Origin of the sequence: Barnesiella sp. WM24, from assembly GCF_004570975.1 — a bacterium.
Taxonomy (GTDB): domain Bacteria; phylum Bacteroidota; class Bacteroidia; order Bacteroidales; family Muribaculaceae; genus Muribaculum.
Map to the genome: position 1 here is coordinate 260,548 of NZ_SPPC01000001.1, position 15,496 is coordinate 276,043.

Consider the following 15,496-nt stretch of genomic DNA (forward strand, 5'->3'; position numbering starts at 1 on the left):
TTTTCCGCAAATTTACAAATTTCCTGCGAAACCGACAGTATCATGCCAGCCGAAAGTTATCGCCGCCCACACATCATGCCCCGACATCATGCCCGACGAGCCGACAGCAGATACGGGCGCGGGTCGCGTCACAGCGTCACGCCCGCCGATGACCGCCTCGCGCGTCACATATTTTGCGTTGCCGAGCGAAACACACTGACCGCATCAGCGACAGCCCCGGCTACAATCAGCACAAGAGGCAAAACAAATTGCGTGTCACCGTAATATACATAGACCAGCACCGCCGAAGCCAGGATAAGGCTGTCGACAATGTAGCCGAGATTAAATTTAATAGCGACAAGACGTCTCGTCAACATTAATCCTGCAAAAACCACCATAACCCTGACAGCCAAGGCTATCCACAGTGCGGGTTCTCCCCAGTCAATCGGGTCGGGAGCAAGAGGCAGCTGTAATGCACCCACAGGCATCGATATTACCCCAAACAGTAACATGGTGTAAGCAAAAGCCCTTATAAATGTGTCTCGTGCCATAGGGAACGGGGGCTTAGTTGTTTGAGATACAGGCACGCTTATTTCCGGTAGCGATTACATCCATCGCTACACCAAGAACAACGCCCACAGGAGCTATCACATGAATAAAATCACCGAAATACATTGCAAACAGCACACATGCCGCAAGTATAGCGCCATCGATTTTATAGCCGAGAGTAAACCCGGCGTTGTAGGCACGTGTAAATACTTCAATTCCGATATAGAGCATCAATATCTGAACCAATGCGCCTACCACACCATGGAAATCATGTGGCAAGACATCGGAAAATGTTTCAGCAAACGAAAACAAAGTAACGCCACACACTGCAGCCATACTCATGACCCCGACAGCAAAAGCCGCTCCGGTTATTATGCCAAGATAATTAACTTTTTTCTTTTCCATTGTCTATAATAAGTGTCAGTTTAAAAATCTACATAAATATTTCCTCGCAAGCGGGTTAATCCCTTTCCCTTTTGAGCCACCCGCAGTTGCTATTTTTTATCTAAAGACAAATTTAACTAATTATTTGTAATCTTCCAAAGTAAATACTCTCTTATTTATTTAATCTGGAATAATATGTGCGGAGTAAATCGACAATAAGACCTGTCAGAATAGCAATAGCCGCCCAAAAGTCCCATTTATCAAGGTTAACCCCGAATATTACTGTAACTACCGCCAACATCCAGCATATATCTACCAGATAGCCAAATGTTTGCCCCGCCGAAACCATCTGCTTCCAAAACGCGACTATTCCCAATACAAGGAAAATAAACGAGATGTTTACCACCTTGTCATATCCGTAGGCAATAGGCACATTATAATTTATGAAAACTAAAAATACCCCGGTCATTAGCATAAAAAGCTCAATCCACCCGGCTATTGCACCAAGACAATTAATTTTTTTCTTTTCCATTGACTATAATATTGTTAGTTTAAAAATCCACATAAACCTATCCGATAAGGAATTTAATGAATGTCTTGTCAACAGCATACAAGCTATTATATTCACAAATCGTATCATAACGCCATATCACTGCGACGAGATTCTATTTAGCAGCAAATTGCCGCCAAATGCAAGACTGAATATCGCACCTGCCTGAATCACAATGTCATGAACACGGCTGCCGAACATACCGGTGAGGCTGTCAATCCACACTACGAGATAAATCGCAATCAAAGCCCATGCCCACGCATAAATATTTCCACTATTTGACTTCCCTTTTTTCATTGTCTATAATAAGTGTCAGTTTAAAAATCTACATGAATATTTCCTCGCAAGCGGGTTAATCCCTTTCCCTTTTCGGGCCACCCGCAGTTACTATTTTTTATCTAAAGGCAAATTTAGCTAATTAATTTATAATTTACAACCGCATTTAGACTTTATTTCTTAATTCTGCTTTTCTGCTTTTCCACTTCACGCCAGTTAAAGAAGCGGGAGAGAAGGTGTCACCAAAGGCTCAATTATTAATATTTTAGTGGCACTTCCCTCCCATATCACTTATTAGTCCTATTTCTTAATTTTTCGTAGATTTACAGCATATAAGCCTATAAAGCATACAAAAGCAGCAATCTGTAGTAATAATGCTTCTATTGTGACAATTTTCAGAACGTAAAATACGACGTCTAATACGAGAATTAATGATAACACCACCAACAATATATTACCTATATATTTCATACTATTAATATTATGAACAAGAAGTAACTATTCTCGCTAAAGAAATACTATACGATGCCAACCACCATGCCATACCCATGACCACGGCAGCAAAAGCCGCTCCGGTTATTATGCCAAGACAATTAATTTTTTCTTTTCCATTGACTATGAAATAGTTTAATTAATACGATATTACATCCATTGAAGTTGTCATTTAAGCCATCTCGTCACAGTAAAAAGAGGAGTGCCGTCTGATAAAAACGGCAACACTTGAAATAAGATTAAATCAAGCAAAATTACTCCAATCCAGAATAACATAAATAAGCCCATGTTGTATCCATCATATTTAGCAAATACCTTGGGACTAATCAACAGCATCCATATAAACGCAACCATCATCAAGGCATAGTAACACCGGGTAATGATTGTCCCGTCAATATGTACGGGCACCAGATGAACTACCGCCCAAAAAACAATCAGCAACAGGACATATACGGAATAAATCTTTATTGTAGAAGAATCGCCTTTTCTAAGCCACCATATCGGAGCAAGCATACCGATTAAGGACATCAGCAAAATAAAAAACGGATTACAATAAAGCCCTTTATACTTCATCATATAGGCAATCGCAACTATACACACAGGAATCCACCCATACCGGTTCAGGCAATAAAGAATTCTGTTTTTTGACCCGACAGCTCCATAAGAATGCATCAGAAACGACACAACGCAAATCAATGTGGTAAAAAGCATCAGCAGTAGCCATGCAAAAGAATCCGCACACTCACTTATGCCTATAACTCCGGTTGCGAGACCCAGGTAATAGTTTCCCGCACGTTCCCACCCGAATGGGCTTCTTCTTTTTTCAGTCAACCCCGCCATTGCTTAAACGATTTTATTGTCGATATCTTAAAATTTACTATAAAATATCAGAATTAACAAATATAATTCAATTATTTGTAATTTCCAAAATTACCGGACTTTTAAACACTTCCGATTCAAAAATCTCTGCCATCTCAAATTTTTGAATATCTAATCCTTCTCTTCCTTCAGTTACTGAGACTTTATAAGCGTCATCAGAAAGCATACAGTACGCAAATTCTGCAATCGTATATGCCAGCATGACATAGTTAGCTTTTCCTACGATCTTTGATAACAGCTTGAATAATTTACCTTTAGGAATAGTTAAAAGTTGAGCGATTTTTATTCCTTGACCCTTAGCCATCGTTGTCCATATGGCAATAGCATCGTTAATTCCAAAAGCCTCCCATAGACAATCCTTAGCTTTTCCCGTAGAAATCTTCATTCCGGCATCATCTGTAAGTAACACATAATCATCACTTGCCGTCAAAACTATTATCATCATGTGAGCAAGCTCTTCATCTTTAATATTATACAAGATTTGCAACTCTTCAGAAGAAAGTACAAATCCGCTATTAGGGTCATTTGCTGCTATTAACAAATCTGACCGTAATTTTTTACCGCAATCCGTAAGAGGCTGAAGTACAGCAGCAATCTCCTGCTCTTTTTGAATAGTTACTTCTTGTTGGTCCAAAGCTGTTCCACGCGATAATTCTTCATCAAGATTTGAAGAAATTGATATTAAAGAATCAACTATGACCATAGCCGAATTAACACCTATCACTTCTGTAGATACTTTAGCATTAGGGTCATAAGTCAATAGCATTGTTTCTTTTTGGCACGCAACATTTGCTACACATAAAATTACAATTAATGGCAATACCATTAAAAATTTACCCTTTTTCATTGTTTAAAAATTTAGTTGATTAAAAATATGATATATTTTATCGTTAGTAATGAGTATAAATTTTAAAGTTGTCATTTAGATAGAATGAGCCGTCGATGACATTGCCTTCTGTATCGTAGAATACGATTTCATAATCGCCTTCTTCATATTGTTTGAGGTCAAGCCTGACGCTCTGATAGTTTTTAACACTGATCGACTGCTGATAAACTATGCCATCCACTCCGGAAACAATCACAGTGCAATCAATACTCTTTTTAAAATCAATACGCAGCGACCTATTTGACTGGTCAAAGTCAACATGGATCGGGACTTCAATAGCACTACTCTTTGATTGATTTTCTATCATTAGTTTTACTCTTTCAGCATAAACATGAGACAATCCCGAAAGCAGAATACATAGTGTAACTATTTTCTTTTTCATAATTATTTGTTTTGAATTGATATCGCAAAATTAGATAGTTCCAATGTAAAAATCAGAAAAACGACAGTGACATCGGGTGTACAAAGCAGCAAAAACTCAGAGTGTAAAATCGTTGTATAACAATTCATTACGCCAACAATAATTCAATTATTGGTGTACATTTGGTGTACGTGATAAAAAATCCACCTGAAAATTCGTATCTTTACAGCAATAATCTCGTCAATTACGATATGAAAACCCAACCAATTTGTCTAATTACCGCCATGTTGATATGTACCCTTAGCGGATGTATCAAAAACACAGATTACAGACTATGGAGCCAGATTGCCATAGCAGACAGTCATATGTTCATACAACCCGACAGTTCTCTAAAAATAATATCTAAGATAGAAGGAATAGAAAAAAGTGATGATGCCACTAAAGCATATTATCACTTGATATCTACGCAAGCAAAATCGCGAAACCATATCCTTGAAGCAGGAGACTCATCGATATTGCAATCAGTAAATTATTATTCGCATAATAAAAATGACATATGCAAACTAGCATGGTCGCTCGTGTATGCTTCTGAAGTAAACAAACAGGCAGGCAACGATTCACTCTCATTAAAATATATTCGCAAAGCAGCGAATATTGCAGAAGAGAACAAATTAATAGATGAAAGACTGAAGGTCTACATATATAATTTTTGGGGCGACCTACTCTTTGGGAAAAGACCTTATAGTGATGCAATAGAGAAATTTCTTATTGCAGAAAAATATGCTAGAAACATGAATGATACATCAAGAGTCATTACTGCACTAATGAATATCGGGGAAATGTATATATGGTCTGAGCATCATGAAACTGGAAGGAATTATATGGAACGCGCTGCAAATCTTATAAATGTCTATCCTACAGAACAGAGATTACTTCCAAGACTCTATGAACGAATTAGTACATCATATCAGATGGAAGAAAATAAAGAGGAAGCGTTGAAATGGATAAGCAAGGCAACAGATTCAGCCAAGGGACAAAAATCAACATCTCTTTGTAATTTATTACTTTCCAAGGCAGAAATTTTGACTGAATTAGGACGGCTCGACTCAGTTGACTATTACCTGAATGCAGCCGAACGCGGTAATGATACTCAAAGCTACGCCGCCCAGGCTATTTTTAAACTTGCACGAGCAAAATATGAAGCGCAACGCGGGGATTATAAGGCGGCATACAAAACCCACAGGAAATACTCTGAATTTCTCGACTCTATGTATAAGGAAAATGAGCAGAACAGAGTGGCTGAGTTTCAGCGACGTTATGACTATCAGGATGTCGCTATCGCTCTCGACCGGATAAAAATCGAGTCGCAGGCAAAAAATATAAAGTGGCTGTCAATAACCGTGGCGCTGCTCGCGTTGCTGCTCGCAGCACTCAGCTACGCCTATATCCAGCGTCAGCGAAGGATAAAGGTCGAGATAGCGCGCGACAAGAGCATAAACAGCGCGGTGACAGGCATTGAGGAGCAGATGAGGCAGGATCTTCTTCGCCGCGACCGTCACATAGAAAGCCTCCGCAACCGCGTCATCATGATGGACAATACACTCGACAAGATAAGGGCGCTGCGCGACGCAAGCCCGAGGGAACGTGTCACCGAGTCGGCAAGGTTCACGATGACCGATGCAGAGATGGAACACATGCTTGCCACAGTCAACATATGCCACGAAGGATTTGTCGACGGGCTGCGCGAAGAGTACCCCACCCTCGCCGACAAGGACGTAGAGATATGCGCCATGATTAAGCTCGGGCTGCAGAGCCGTGACATCGCGCTCCTGATGGGGATGAGCGACAATACCCTGAAGACTCGCAAAAAGCGACTGAAAAAGGAAAAATTCAGCGAGGAAACCTCCGACATGCAGTTTGACGAATGGATTCAGTCTAAAAATTACGGTCGCGAGCCTGATGATTATTGAGAGCCGGAGTTTTCAGTAAGGGCGACGTGATAATCTGAAATCACGCAACCACACAACTCTTGCATATCCGGAACTTTTTTACGAATATTGCATTTATATAATCAAAAGCGACCTACCATGTATGACAAAGAGAATGGGCTTTACGTAGCCCACGGGGCAAACGGCGCCATCAGTATAAACGGCAGAATGGCAAACCGCCACGGACTTATAGCCGGCGCGACCGGCACAGGCAAGACAGTCACACTTCAGGTGCTTGCCGAGACATTCAGCGGAGCCGGTGTGCCATGTTTCATAGCCGACATCAAGGGCGACCTGTCGGGCATAAGCCGCAAGGGCGAGATGACCGGGTTTATCGAAAAACGCTGCAAGGAATTTTCCATGGAGTCACCCGCATTTGAAGGGTGTCCGGTAAGATTCTACGACGTGTTTGGCGAGCAGGGACACCCTATGAGGGCTACAATATCACGCATGGGCGCAGAACTGCTTGCCCGCCTACTCGACCTGAACGCCACGCAGACGGGTGTGCTCAACATAGTGTTTCGCATAGCCGCCGACCGCAATCTCACCCTGATAGACATGAAAGACCTCCGCGCCATGCTTGACTATGTGGCTAAAAACAGCGGAGAGTTTACCACGGCCTACGGCAATGTGAGCCCGCAGTCAATCGGCGCCATTCAGCGCGCACTTCTCGCTCTTGAAAACCAGGGAGCGACATCATTTTTTGGCGAGCCGGAATTTGACATCCGCGACCTGCTTGCCACTGAAGGCGGAAGAGGCGTAATGAGCGTGCTTGAAGCCGACAGGCTCATACTTCAGCCAAAACTCTATTCAACCTTCCTTATGTGGCTTCTGAATGAGCTGTACACGACCTTGCCTGAAGTGGGCGACATGGAACTGCCCAAACTCGTGTTTTTCTTCGACGAGGCACATCTGCTCTTTGACGACGCCCCCAAAGCGCTCCTTGACAGCATCGAGAGGGTCGTAAGGCTGATAAGGAGCAAGGGTGTCGGCATTTATTTCGTGACTCAGAATCCTCTGGATGTGCCCGAGACTATACTCGGACAGCTCGGCAACCGTGTGCAACACGCTTTGCGCGCCTTCACTCCGCGCGACCAGAAGGCGGTAAAAGCCGCTGCCGAGACTTTTCGCGCCAATCCGGCATTTGACACCCGCGATGCCATACAGGAGCTCGCCACCGGTGAGGCTCTTGTGTCGTTTCTTGACGAAAACGGCACCCCCTCGATAGTCGAGCGCGCCAAAATACTGTTTCCGCTGAGCCACATAGGCGCAATAACAGGGGAAGAGCACGACGAGATAATCAGGAAATCGGCTCTCTATGGCAAGTATGACACTGCTGTAGACCGCGAAAGCGCCTTTGAGCTCCTGCTCGCCGAGAGTGAAAAGAAAGCGGCGGCAGAAGCGGCTCAAAAAGAAGCTAACACAAAACCGGCACCCAAAGCGACTGCAGAGCCGAAGAAGAAATCGTCGAAGGGCGGATTCTGGAGCGCAGTCACAAAGATTGCCGTACCGATATTGACAACAATGGGCCGCACCCTTGGCAGAGAGATGGTTAAAAACATCACCGGCTCTAAGAAACGCCGATAGCAATTTGCCATTCAGATAGAATAAACCCAAACTTTATTCTATAAAAATTTGCACATACGCGACATTTTACTTAATTTTGCCGCATCATAATTGCAACAACAAGATGAGAGTCCACGGCAAAATACTGCTATTGAAAGTGACACGACCGATGTCACACAGGATTTCAGCCCCCTCATCCCTAAATAACAACGAGACCGTAGCCCCCTACGGTCTCGCTTCTTTTTATACAAAATCAGATACATCACAAGCTTGTTACTTATATTTCTTTAATCAAAAAATCAACATTATGAAAAGGTTATTTTTATTGCTATTGCTTGTTTCTACTATTATTAATTCTGTATCGGCTCAGAGCCGATATGTCACCGACAAGGTTGAAAAGCACGATGTCGCCGTGCTTATCATAGACATGCAGAATGACTTTGTAAAACCGGGGGCAATCCTCTGTGTGGACGGTGCGATGCCCACAGTTCCCGCAATCAAGAATCTCGTAGCACATGCCCGCGCCAATGACTGGAAGGTGATACATGTGATTCGCGCTCATGACCCTTACGGAATCAATGTAGACGCACCGCGCATACCTCTTTTCACCGACGGAAAGCCCGGTTACTGTGTGCCCGGGACAGAGGGTGGCGAAATAATTGAAGAACTCACCCCCGAGGATGGTGACCTGATAATCACAAAGACCCGCAACAGCGGCTTTTTCCAGACCAATCTCGACATGGTGCTTCGCCGCATGGGAGTAAAAACGGTGATTCTCGCCGGCACACAATATCCCAACTGTGTAAGAGGCACAGCAGCCGACGCCATGAGCTACGACTATGAGACAGTAGTCTGTACCGACGCATGCTCGGCAAAGACCCCACAGGTTGCAGAAGCAAACATCTTTGACATGAAAAACATGGGCATAAAGTGCATCAGCCTTGATGAGGTAAAGGCTGACTACACAAAGTAACAATCAGGTCATGAAAAGAGTAATCGCTTTGCTTTGCAGCATCGCTGCAATGACATCATACGTGTATCCGCATGAGCCGAACCCGGTCGACAGTTGCGCCATGTCCACGATAAAAAAGTGGGACAGAATAATAAGCAAGCTGCCACGCCTATCGGGATACATGCAGACAGGATGGAACTATAACAGCCTCGGCTCAGGCACATCCACTTTTCAGATTAAAAGGCTCCGCCTTTTACTTGACGGCACAATTAACGACCGCGCATCGTTCAGGCTTCAAGTCGAGGCTTTAAGCGGGCTTCCGGCTCATCACAACGGGCAGAAATCAATACAGGTCATCGATGCTTATGCTACTTATAAGGTCTGCGATGCGCTAAGCGTCAGAGTCGGACAGTTTAACTCACCTCTATGCTATGAGAATTATAATCTGTCGCCCGCAACGATGGAGACTATAGACTTCTCGTCGCTCAGTTCTCGCGTCGTGTTCAGAAATGCCATAGGCTATGACTATTCCGACTTCGGACGCGACCTGGGTATCATGGTTATGGGCGACCTGTTTCCTACAGACAAAGGCTATACAAGGCTCTCATACAATGTTTCGCTAACCAACGGACATTTGCCATCCATCGATGACAACAACAAGTCAAAAGAAGTGCAGGGAGTGATTTTTTACCGACCGGGGAGATTTCTCAATATAAAAGCCGGATACAATTTCGGCGAATTTACCGGCGAGAAAAATCCTGAGGGACATAAATATCAGCCGATGCACCGCGGTGTAGCAGGCATATGGTATGACAATCCCACAGGCATTGACCTGCGGGGAGAATATGGAATCTGTAATGCCCGCCATAACGGCAGGGATATTGTAAAGGAAAACACATTCTATATACTCGCCGCCTGGCATCTCGGAAAATTTCTGCCGGTAATCAGATATGATTATTGCCGCGACAGCGTAGAGAAAGCAACGCTTGCAGGCAACTTTGACAAATATCTTGTCGGCTTAAACTATGTGTTGTGCAAAAATATAAAACTAAGAACCAATTATACACTTACCGCCTATAGTAACTCGTCGAGAGCCTCAAACGGCGGACATAGGACTTCAAATCAAGTGCAGATAATGGGGGAATTCAGTTTTTAACAATCAGCCAATAAGACAATCAGAATTGGAGTGCTTGAATGCTTGTTGAAAAGTGAGAGCCGCAGCGGAGTAAACTCCACTGCGGCTCTCTTATAAAGATTTGTTATGACTATGCTATTGATTAGTCCTGGTTAAGGTTCACGCGCTTGAACTCAACAGCTACAAGACCCTTCTGAACCTTCTCAAGATACTGACCTACAGTAAGCTCGCCATCCTGAACGAATGCCTGCTCCATAAGGCAAGAGTCCTTGAAGAACTTGTTAAGACGACCCTGGGCGATGTTTTTGATCATCTGCTCGGGAAGATTAGCAGCCTTAGCCTCTGCTGTCTCCTTAGCGATAACGCGAGCCTTTTCTGCTTCCTCTTCAGTAAGCCATCCCTTAGCGATGTTAGACTCGATGTGAGCCTCGCTGTCAACAAGGTTGGGGTTGATGCCGGCTTTCTTGAGAGCTGCCTCGACAGCCTTCTTCACCTGCTCTTCCTTGGTCTTTTCAACAGCCACGTTATACTCGGTATCCTTTACTGACTGGGGAACGCTGTCAGCGTCAACAGCCACAGGATTCATTGAAGCTACCTGCATGGCAACCTCACGGCCCACCTTCTCGTCAACGCCTTCAAGGTTGAAGCCTACAACAGCGGCAAGCTTCTTGTTGAAGTGGTTGTAAGCGGCGGTAGAGGGAGCTGCAACCACCTCGTAAGAGCTGATTTCAGTCTTCTCACCGGTCTTACCGCTCTCCTCTACGACAAGAGCCTCGATAGTCTGACCATCGATGGTCAGAGCCTTGAGGTCGTCAAGAGTCTTAGCCTCAGCAGCCACGGCTGCGTCAAGGATTTTCTGGGTAAGAGCGACAAAACCTGCGTTCTGAGCCACGAAGTCGGTCTCGCAGTTAAGAGCCACGATAGCCGCAAACTTGCCGGTGCTCTTAGAAAGCACACAGCCTTCAGCAGCCTGACGGTCTTCACGCTTTGCAGCTACCGCCTGACCTTTCTTACGGAGAATCTCAACGGCTGCCTCGATGTCGCCGTCAGTCTCTGCAAGAGCTTTCTTGCAGTCCATCAAGCCGGCGCTGGTAAGAGCGCGGAGCTTGGTGATATCTGCCATAGTTACTGCCATATTGTAATACAGTTTAATTCGGTTAATAAATAGATTTTAAATTAAGCCTCTGCTGCGGGAGCCTCTTCAGCTGCGGGAGCTTCCTCAACAGTTGCGGGAGCTTCTTCGCTGCGACGGTTCACGCGACGGCGACCGCCCTTTGCGGGAGCCTCATCGTCACCTTCGGCTGCGGGAGCGTCGGCCTTTTCAGCCTTGCGCTCTTCAAGACCTTCTGCCATAGCCTTGACAACAGTGTCGAGGATAAGCTCGATAGACTTTGATGCGTCATCGTTGGCAGGGATCACGAAGTCAACGTTGGTGGGGTCAGAGTTGGTGTCGACCATAGCGAACACGGGTATACCGAGACGGTTAGCCTCAGCAACCGCGATGCGCTCCTTCAATACGTCAACCACGAAAAGAGCTGAAGGAAGACGGTTAAGGTCGGCGATAGAACCGAGAGTCTTCTCAAGCTTTGCGCGCTGACGAGAAATCTGAAGCTTCTCGCGCTTTGACAAGTTGTCAAAAGTACCGTCCTTTGTCATCTTGTCGATAGTAGCCATCTTCTTCACAGCCTTGCGGATAGTGGGGAAGTTGGTGAGCATACCACCGGGCCAGCGCTCGATAACATAAGGCATGTTAACCGAAGCAGCCTTGTCGGCGATAACTTGTTTGGCCTGTTTCTTAGTGGCAACGAAGAGCACCTTCTTGCCTGATTTTGCGATGCTCTTGAGAGCGGCAGCGGCTTCATCAACCTTAGCTGCGGTCTTGTAGAGATCTATGATGTGGATACCATTGCGCTCCATGAAGATGTAAGGAGCCATTGCAGGATTCCATTTTCTTTTAAGGTGACCGAAATGGCAACCTGCTTCCAAAAGTTGGTCAAATGTAAGTGTTGACATTGTTTGTTAAAGTTGTTTACGTTCTTTTTCAATTTACAATTCCGAGGTAGGGAACGTGTCCATCTCCGGAATTTAGATACTAAACACAATGTATCGGTCAGGCTCTCGCGGAGAGAAGCCCGAAAGATATTAACGCTTTGAGAACTGGAAACGCTTGCGAGCCTTGGGCTGACCGGGTTTCTTACGTTCAACGACACGCGGGTCGCGGGTCATGAAGCCTTCTACGCGGAGAGCGTGCTTGTCTTCGGGGTTGATCTTTACAAGAGCGCGGGCAATTGCAAGGCGAAGAGCCTCAGCCTGTCCCTTGTAACCACCTCCGTCAAGATTGACATTGATGTCATACTTACCGTCTGCCTCAAGGGTGGTAAGCGGCTGCTTAACGATATACTGGAGGATGGAAGAGGGGAAATAAACTTCCAAGGGGCGCTTGTTGATAGTGATTGCGCCATTTCCTTCACTTACGATCACGCGAGCGATGGCGGCCTTACGACGGCCTATTGCATTTACCTTTTCCATACTTCTTATTTAATAGTGTTGATGTCGATTACTTTAGGATTCTGAGCTGCGTGGGGATGCTCGGGACCATTGTAAACATGCACGTTCTCAATGATCTTGCGACCGAGACGGTTCTTGGGAAGCATACCCTTCAATACCTTTGTAAACAAGGGGTTGAAACCGGGCTTGATGTGCTTGTTGAATGACTTCTGCTGAAGAAGCTCGGGAGTAGAGACGCGCTGTCCGCCGGGATAACCGGTGTAAGAAAGATATTCGCGGTCAGTCCACTTGTTGCCGGTAAGGCGCACCTTGTCGGCGTTGATGATGATAACATTGTCGCCACACTCTACAAAGGGTGAATAAGTGGGCTTGTTCTTGCCTCTAAGGATTAGGGCAACTGCTGAGCAAAGACGACCGAGAACCTGGTCGGTAGCATCGATGACTACCCACTCACGGTGGCACTGCTGCTCGTTGGGAGTAATGGTTTTGTAGCTTAAAGTATCCACGTTAAATGTTTAATTAATAGTTTAATAATTGACTGACGCGCTTGAGCTTTGTTCGGCCAAAAACGTAGCCCGACGTCTGTCATTTCATTAATTTGGACATAATCGGTGCGCAAAGGTACGACTTTTTTTATTGATTGCCAAATAATTTCACATTTTTCATTTTACTGATTCATTGGGCAATAAAAAAAGCCATGCCGGAGGCAAATCCGCCCATATTAAATCACAAAAGGGATTAATGGCAGGATTTGCGCCGGATAGCTTTTAAGCCTTACGTCGTGTGTCAGTCCATCTTGTCAGGCGGTGGCAGTAAGGAGGGTTGCCGAGCCGGTCGCGATTATAGAGGGCGCGGTTGACGCAGCCACAAGTATAGTCTCGCCACGGCGCATGGGAGTGGTGACATCACCGGTAATGACAGAGCATTCACCGTCAAGACACATAATCACCACAAATGAATCGGGCTCCGTAGTGACACGTATCTCTCCGTCGACCATGACACGGCGCACATCGAAATGGTCACACTTTACAAGCTCAGTCTCGCCTTTGGAATTCTTGTCATAGCTTCCCTTATACTCGGGATAAACAGTGTAATCAATCGCGTCCTTGGCAAGCTCAGTGTGCAATTCACGTGTATTGCCATTGGCATCACGACGGTCAAAATCATACACCCTGTAAGTGATGTCGCTTGTCTCCTGAATCTCCGCGAGCAGATTGCCCGCCCCTATTGCATGGATGCGTCCGGCCGGAAGGAAAAATATGTCGCCGGGGGCTGAATCATGAGCCGCCACGACATCCATTATCTTCTTTTCTTCAACAAGGCGGGTGTAATCATCGGGAGTGATCTTTTCAGAGAGACCGGCATAAATACGCGCACCGGGCTCGGTATCGACGATATACCACATTTCGGTTTTGCCAAGACTCTGATGGCGCTTGCACGCAAGAGCGTCATCGGGATGCACCTGCACTGAAAGATCCTTCTTGGCGTCGATGAGCTTGACAAGCAGGGGGAATGTGTCGCCATACTTTTCAATCACATGGCTTCCCATAAGCGCTGCGCCATATTTTTTCACCAGTTCCGGCAATGTAAGTCCTTTGTCGGGACCTTCACTCACCACTGATTCATGACCCGGGACACCCGAAATCTCCCAACTTTCGCCGATGTTGTCACAATCTGACTCGATGCCCTTGAACGGGGCTATCTTGTTGCCGCCCCAAAGCACAGGCTTCAGGTAAGGCACAAATTTAAACGGAGCAATCATAGTAACTCTAAAAATTCTTTTTTACCTATAAAAACAATTATTCCGACAAGACGCGCACGACCTCGGTGCACATGCGGCTGTTATGGTAGGGGCACTTCCAGAAACCTGCCTTGTCGTCATCACGGTTAAGGTCACCCACGGCACGACGGCTCCAATGCCACTCGCCTCCTTCGCGGTCAACGATATTGTCACGGATATATTTCCAAGAATTTATAGCCTTGTCAAGAGCACCGACAACACCGTGGAACTTATGGAGATAGACGAGACCTATCACATCCTCAGCCTGGACCCACCAGTGGCGGTCATCGTCAAGACGCCCGTCGCCGTGCAGTTCATAGACCATTGACGCGTCGTCACATCGTCCTTCAAGCGCCGCCTCGGCTATGCGCCTTGTATGGACAATAGCCTTTTCAAGCAACGCCTCGTCGCCGAGTTCCTGAGCGGTCTCCAGCAGCAGCCACGACGCCTCGATATCGTGTCCGTAAGACACATTGCGGTCATGGCGGTGCCACTCCTCGTCAAAGAACAGTCCGAGGTGACCCGTCGCCTTATCTTCCATCACGTCAAGGAAAAGGTCGAGCAGATGCACGATAGCCTCGCGCAATCTCGGCTCTTTCCATACGCGATACAGGTTAGTATACGGCTCGATAATGTGGAGATGGGTGTTCATAGTCTTAGCCATGTTCTCATCCTTGTCGCTGAGACGCATGTCGTCTATTCTCCCCCACTCACGCGTACACGCCTCAAGATAGCCGCCGTTGACACGGTCGCGGCTATGAGCCTCGATTGACTCAAACAGTTCTATAGCACAGTCAAGCGACTCCTTGTCGCCTGTGGCACGCACATACTCGCTCAGTCCATATATGACAAAGCCGATAGCGTAAAACTGCTTCTTGGTGTCAAGCGGCGAGCCGTCAGCGTTAAGCGACCAATAGACGCCGCCATATTCATGGTCGACAAAATGCCGGATGATATAATCTTTGGCGCGTGTCGCCATTTCAAGATATTCCGGTTTTCCGGTAGCCCGGTAAGCCGACGCAAAGCTCCAGAGCAGGCGCCCGTTAAGGATCGCGCCTTTCGGTGCGTCTTCATCAAGGCGGTCAAAGCCGTCGCAGCGGCCATAAAAGCCACCGCGAGGGTCAACCATCTTGTCTATCCAGTAGGGAAGTATGTTTCCCGTAAGATTTTCAAGCAATTCCGAGCAGAATTCTTTTTCTGTCATCGTAGTA

Annotated in this window: 18 protein-coding genes; 4 read left to right on the top strand and 14 right to left on the bottom strand. The window is 45.9% G+C overall.

All coding sequences use genetic code 11. The features are described from left to right. Positions 1 to 12: 12 nt before the first annotated feature. The 8 genes from E4T81_RS15540 to E4T81_RS01215 form a co-directional block, all read right to left on the bottom strand. Positions 13 to 168, bottom strand: coding sequence for a hypothetical protein (locus tag E4T81_RS15540; RefSeq protein WP_167761556.1), 156 nt, complete (start codon positions 166 to 168; stop codon positions 13 to 15). Continuing rightward, on the bottom strand, positions 165 to 530 hold the full coding sequence (locus E4T81_RS01185) for a hypothetical protein (protein ID WP_135040724.1): 366 nt from the start codon (positions 528 to 530) through the stop codon (positions 165 to 167). Before E4T81_RS01185 ends, E4T81_RS15540 begins: the two co-directional genes overlap by 4 nt. A gap of 13 nt (positions 531 to 543) precedes the next feature. Beyond that, positions 544 to 933 (bottom strand): hypothetical protein, encoded by a 390-nt coding sequence (locus E4T81_RS01190; RefSeq protein ID WP_135040725.1) that lies wholly within the window; start codon positions 931 to 933, stop codon positions 544 to 546. A gap of 151 nt (positions 934 to 1,084) precedes the next feature. After that, on the bottom strand, positions 1,085 to 1,444 hold the full coding sequence (locus E4T81_RS01195; RefSeq protein WP_135040726.1) for a hypothetical protein: 360 nt from the start codon (positions 1,442 to 1,444) through the stop codon (positions 1,085 to 1,087). A gap of 117 nt (positions 1,445 to 1,561) precedes the next feature. After that, entirely contained in the window at positions 1,562 to 1,759 is a 198-nt protein-coding gene (locus E4T81_RS01200) for a hypothetical protein (RefSeq protein ID WP_135040727.1), read from the bottom strand. 639 nt (positions 1,760 to 2,398) lie between these two features. Then, entirely contained in the window at positions 2,399 to 3,070 is a 672-nt protein-coding gene (locus tag E4T81_RS01205) for a hypothetical protein (RefSeq protein WP_135040728.1), read from the bottom strand. A gap of 67 nt (positions 3,071 to 3,137) precedes the next feature. Beyond that, on the bottom strand, positions 3,138 to 3,956 hold the full coding sequence (locus E4T81_RS01210; protein WP_135040729.1) for a hypothetical protein: 819 nt from the start codon (positions 3,954 to 3,956) through the stop codon (positions 3,138 to 3,140). Between the two features lie 43 nt (positions 3,957 to 3,999). Then, positions 4,000 to 4,302 carry a DUF3244 domain-containing protein gene (locus tag E4T81_RS01215; RefSeq protein ID WP_167761557.1) on the bottom strand — a complete coding sequence of 101 codons (303 nt, stop codon included), beginning with the start codon at positions 4,300 to 4,302 and terminating at the stop codon, positions 4,000 to 4,002. Positions 4,303 to 5,327: 1,025 nt separating this feature from the next. Between E4T81_RS01215 and E4T81_RS01220 the strand changes: the two genes are divergently transcribed. The 4 genes from E4T81_RS01220 (at position 5,328) to E4T81_RS01235 (ending at position 10,018) form a co-directional block, all read left to right on the top strand. Next, on the top strand, positions 5,328 to 6,326 hold the full coding sequence (locus E4T81_RS01220) for a hypothetical protein (RefSeq protein ID WP_167761558.1): 999 nt from the start codon (positions 5,328 to 5,330) through the stop codon (positions 6,324 to 6,326). A gap of 117 nt (positions 6,327 to 6,443) precedes the next feature. Then, positions 6,444 to 7,931, top strand: a complete 1,488-nt coding sequence (locus tag E4T81_RS01225) for a helicase HerA-like domain-containing protein (RefSeq protein ID WP_135040732.1) — start codon at positions 6,444 to 6,446, stop codon at positions 7,929 to 7,931. A 286-nt stretch (positions 7,932 to 8,217) separates the two neighbouring features. After that, a complete protein-coding gene (locus E4T81_RS01230; RefSeq protein WP_135040733.1) occupies positions 8,218 to 8,883 on the top strand; it encodes a cysteine hydrolase family protein in 666 nt (221 codons plus the stop codon). Positions 8,884 to 8,893: 10 nt separating this feature from the next. Further along, positions 8,894 to 10,018, top strand: coding sequence for a porin (locus tag E4T81_RS01235; protein ID WP_135040734.1), 1,125 nt, complete (start codon positions 8,894 to 8,896; stop codon positions 10,016 to 10,018). Between the two features lie 121 nt (positions 10,019 to 10,139). On the opposite strand, the gene tsf is transcribed toward E4T81_RS01235, so the two are convergent. The 6 genes from tsf to E4T81_RS01265 all read right to left on the bottom strand — a co-directional run bounded on the left by tsf (position 10,140) and on the right by E4T81_RS01265 (position 15,489). Next, positions 10,140 to 11,132: a translation elongation factor Ts gene (gene tsf / locus E4T81_RS01240; protein WP_135040735.1), complete on the bottom strand. Its 993-nt coding sequence runs from the start codon at positions 11,130 to 11,132 to the stop codon at positions 10,140 to 10,142. A gap of 41 nt (positions 11,133 to 11,173) precedes the next feature. After that, on the bottom strand, positions 11,174 to 12,010 hold the full coding sequence (gene rpsB / locus E4T81_RS01245; protein WP_135040736.1) for a 30S ribosomal protein S2: 837 nt from the start codon (positions 12,008 to 12,010) through the stop codon (positions 11,174 to 11,176). A 129-nt stretch (positions 12,011 to 12,139) separates the two neighbouring features. Further along, a complete protein-coding gene (rpsI, locus tag E4T81_RS01250) occupies positions 12,140 to 12,526 on the bottom strand; it encodes a 30S ribosomal protein S9 (RefSeq protein WP_135040737.1) in 387 nt (128 codons plus the stop codon). A 5-nt stretch (positions 12,527 to 12,531) separates the two neighbouring features. Next, positions 12,532 to 13,011 carry a 50S ribosomal protein L13 gene (rplM, locus tag E4T81_RS01255; RefSeq protein ID WP_135040738.1) on the bottom strand — a complete coding sequence of 160 codons (480 nt, stop codon included), beginning with the start codon at positions 13,009 to 13,011 and terminating at the stop codon, positions 12,532 to 12,534. A 293-nt stretch (positions 13,012 to 13,304) separates the two neighbouring features. Then, a complete protein-coding gene (locus tag E4T81_RS01260; protein WP_135040739.1) occupies positions 13,305 to 14,267 on the bottom strand; it encodes a type I phosphomannose isomerase catalytic subunit in 963 nt (320 codons plus the stop codon). Between the two features lie 37 nt (positions 14,268 to 14,304). Then, on the bottom strand, positions 14,305 to 15,489 hold the full coding sequence (locus E4T81_RS01265) for an AGE family epimerase/isomerase (RefSeq protein WP_135040740.1): 1,185 nt from the start codon (positions 15,487 to 15,489) through the stop codon (positions 14,305 to 14,307). Between the last annotated feature and the right edge of the window lie 7 nt (positions 15,490 to 15,496).

What these genes read in the sequence shown, in the direction of transcription:
- E4T81_RS01260 (WP_135040739.1), bottom strand. Translation starts at nt 14,267, where the DNA reads ATGATTGCTCCGTTTAAATTTGTGCCTTACCTGAAGCCTGTGCTTTGG.
- E4T81_RS01225 (WP_135040732.1), top strand. Translation starts at nt 6,444, where the DNA reads ATGTATGACAAAGAGAATGGGCTTTACGTAGCCCACGGGGCAAACGGC.
- E4T81_RS01265 (WP_135040740.1), bottom strand. Translation starts at nt 15,489, where the DNA reads ATGACAGAAAAAGAATTCTGCTCGGAATTGCTTGAAAATCTTACGGGA.
- E4T81_RS01195 (WP_135040726.1), bottom strand. Translation starts at nt 1,444, where the DNA reads ATGGAAAAGAAAAAAATTAATTGTCTTGGTGCAATAGCCGGGTGGATT.
- rpsI (WP_135040737.1), bottom strand. Translation starts at nt 12,526, where the DNA reads ATGGAAAAGGTAAATGCAATAGGCCGTCGTAAGGCCGCCATCGCTCGC.
- E4T81_RS01230 (WP_135040733.1), top strand. Translation starts at nt 8,218, where the DNA reads ATGAAAAGGTTATTTTTATTGCTATTGCTTGTTTCTACTATTATTAAT.
- E4T81_RS01235 (WP_135040734.1), top strand. Translation starts at nt 8,894, where the DNA reads ATGAAAAGAGTAATCGCTTTGCTTTGCAGCATCGCTGCAATGACATCA.
- E4T81_RS01210 (WP_135040729.1), bottom strand. Translation starts at nt 3,956, where the DNA reads ATGAAAAAGGGTAAATTTTTAATGGTATTGCCATTAATTGTAATTTTA.
- rpsB (WP_135040736.1), bottom strand. Translation starts at nt 12,010, where the DNA reads ATGTCAACACTTACATTTGACCAACTTTTGGAAGCAGGTTGCCATTTC.
- tsf (WP_135040735.1), bottom strand. Translation starts at nt 11,132, where the DNA reads ATGGCAGTAACTATGGCAGATATCACCAAGCTCCGCGCTCTTACCAGC.
- E4T81_RS01190 (WP_135040725.1), bottom strand. Translation starts at nt 933, where the DNA reads ATGGAAAAGAAAAAAGTTAATTATCTTGGCATAATAACCGGAGCGGCT.
- E4T81_RS01220 (WP_167761558.1), top strand. Translation starts at nt 5,328, where the DNA reads ATGGAAGAAAATAAAGAGGAAGCGTTGAAATGGATAAGCAAGGCAACA.
- E4T81_RS01215 (WP_167761557.1), bottom strand. Translation starts at nt 4,302, where the DNA reads ATGATAGAAAATCAATCAAAGAGTAGTGCTATTGAAGTCCCGATCCAT.
- E4T81_RS01205 (WP_135040728.1), bottom strand. Translation starts at nt 3,070, where the DNA reads ATGGCGGGGTTGACTGAAAAAAGAAGAAGCCCATTCGGGTGGGAACGT.
- E4T81_RS01185 (WP_135040724.1), bottom strand. Translation starts at nt 530, where the DNA reads ATGGCACGAGACACATTTATAAGGGCTTTTGCTTACACCATGTTACTG.
- E4T81_RS01200 (WP_135040727.1), bottom strand. Translation starts at nt 1,759, where the DNA reads ATGAAAAAAGGGAAGTCAAATAGTGGAAATATTTATGCGTGGGCATGG.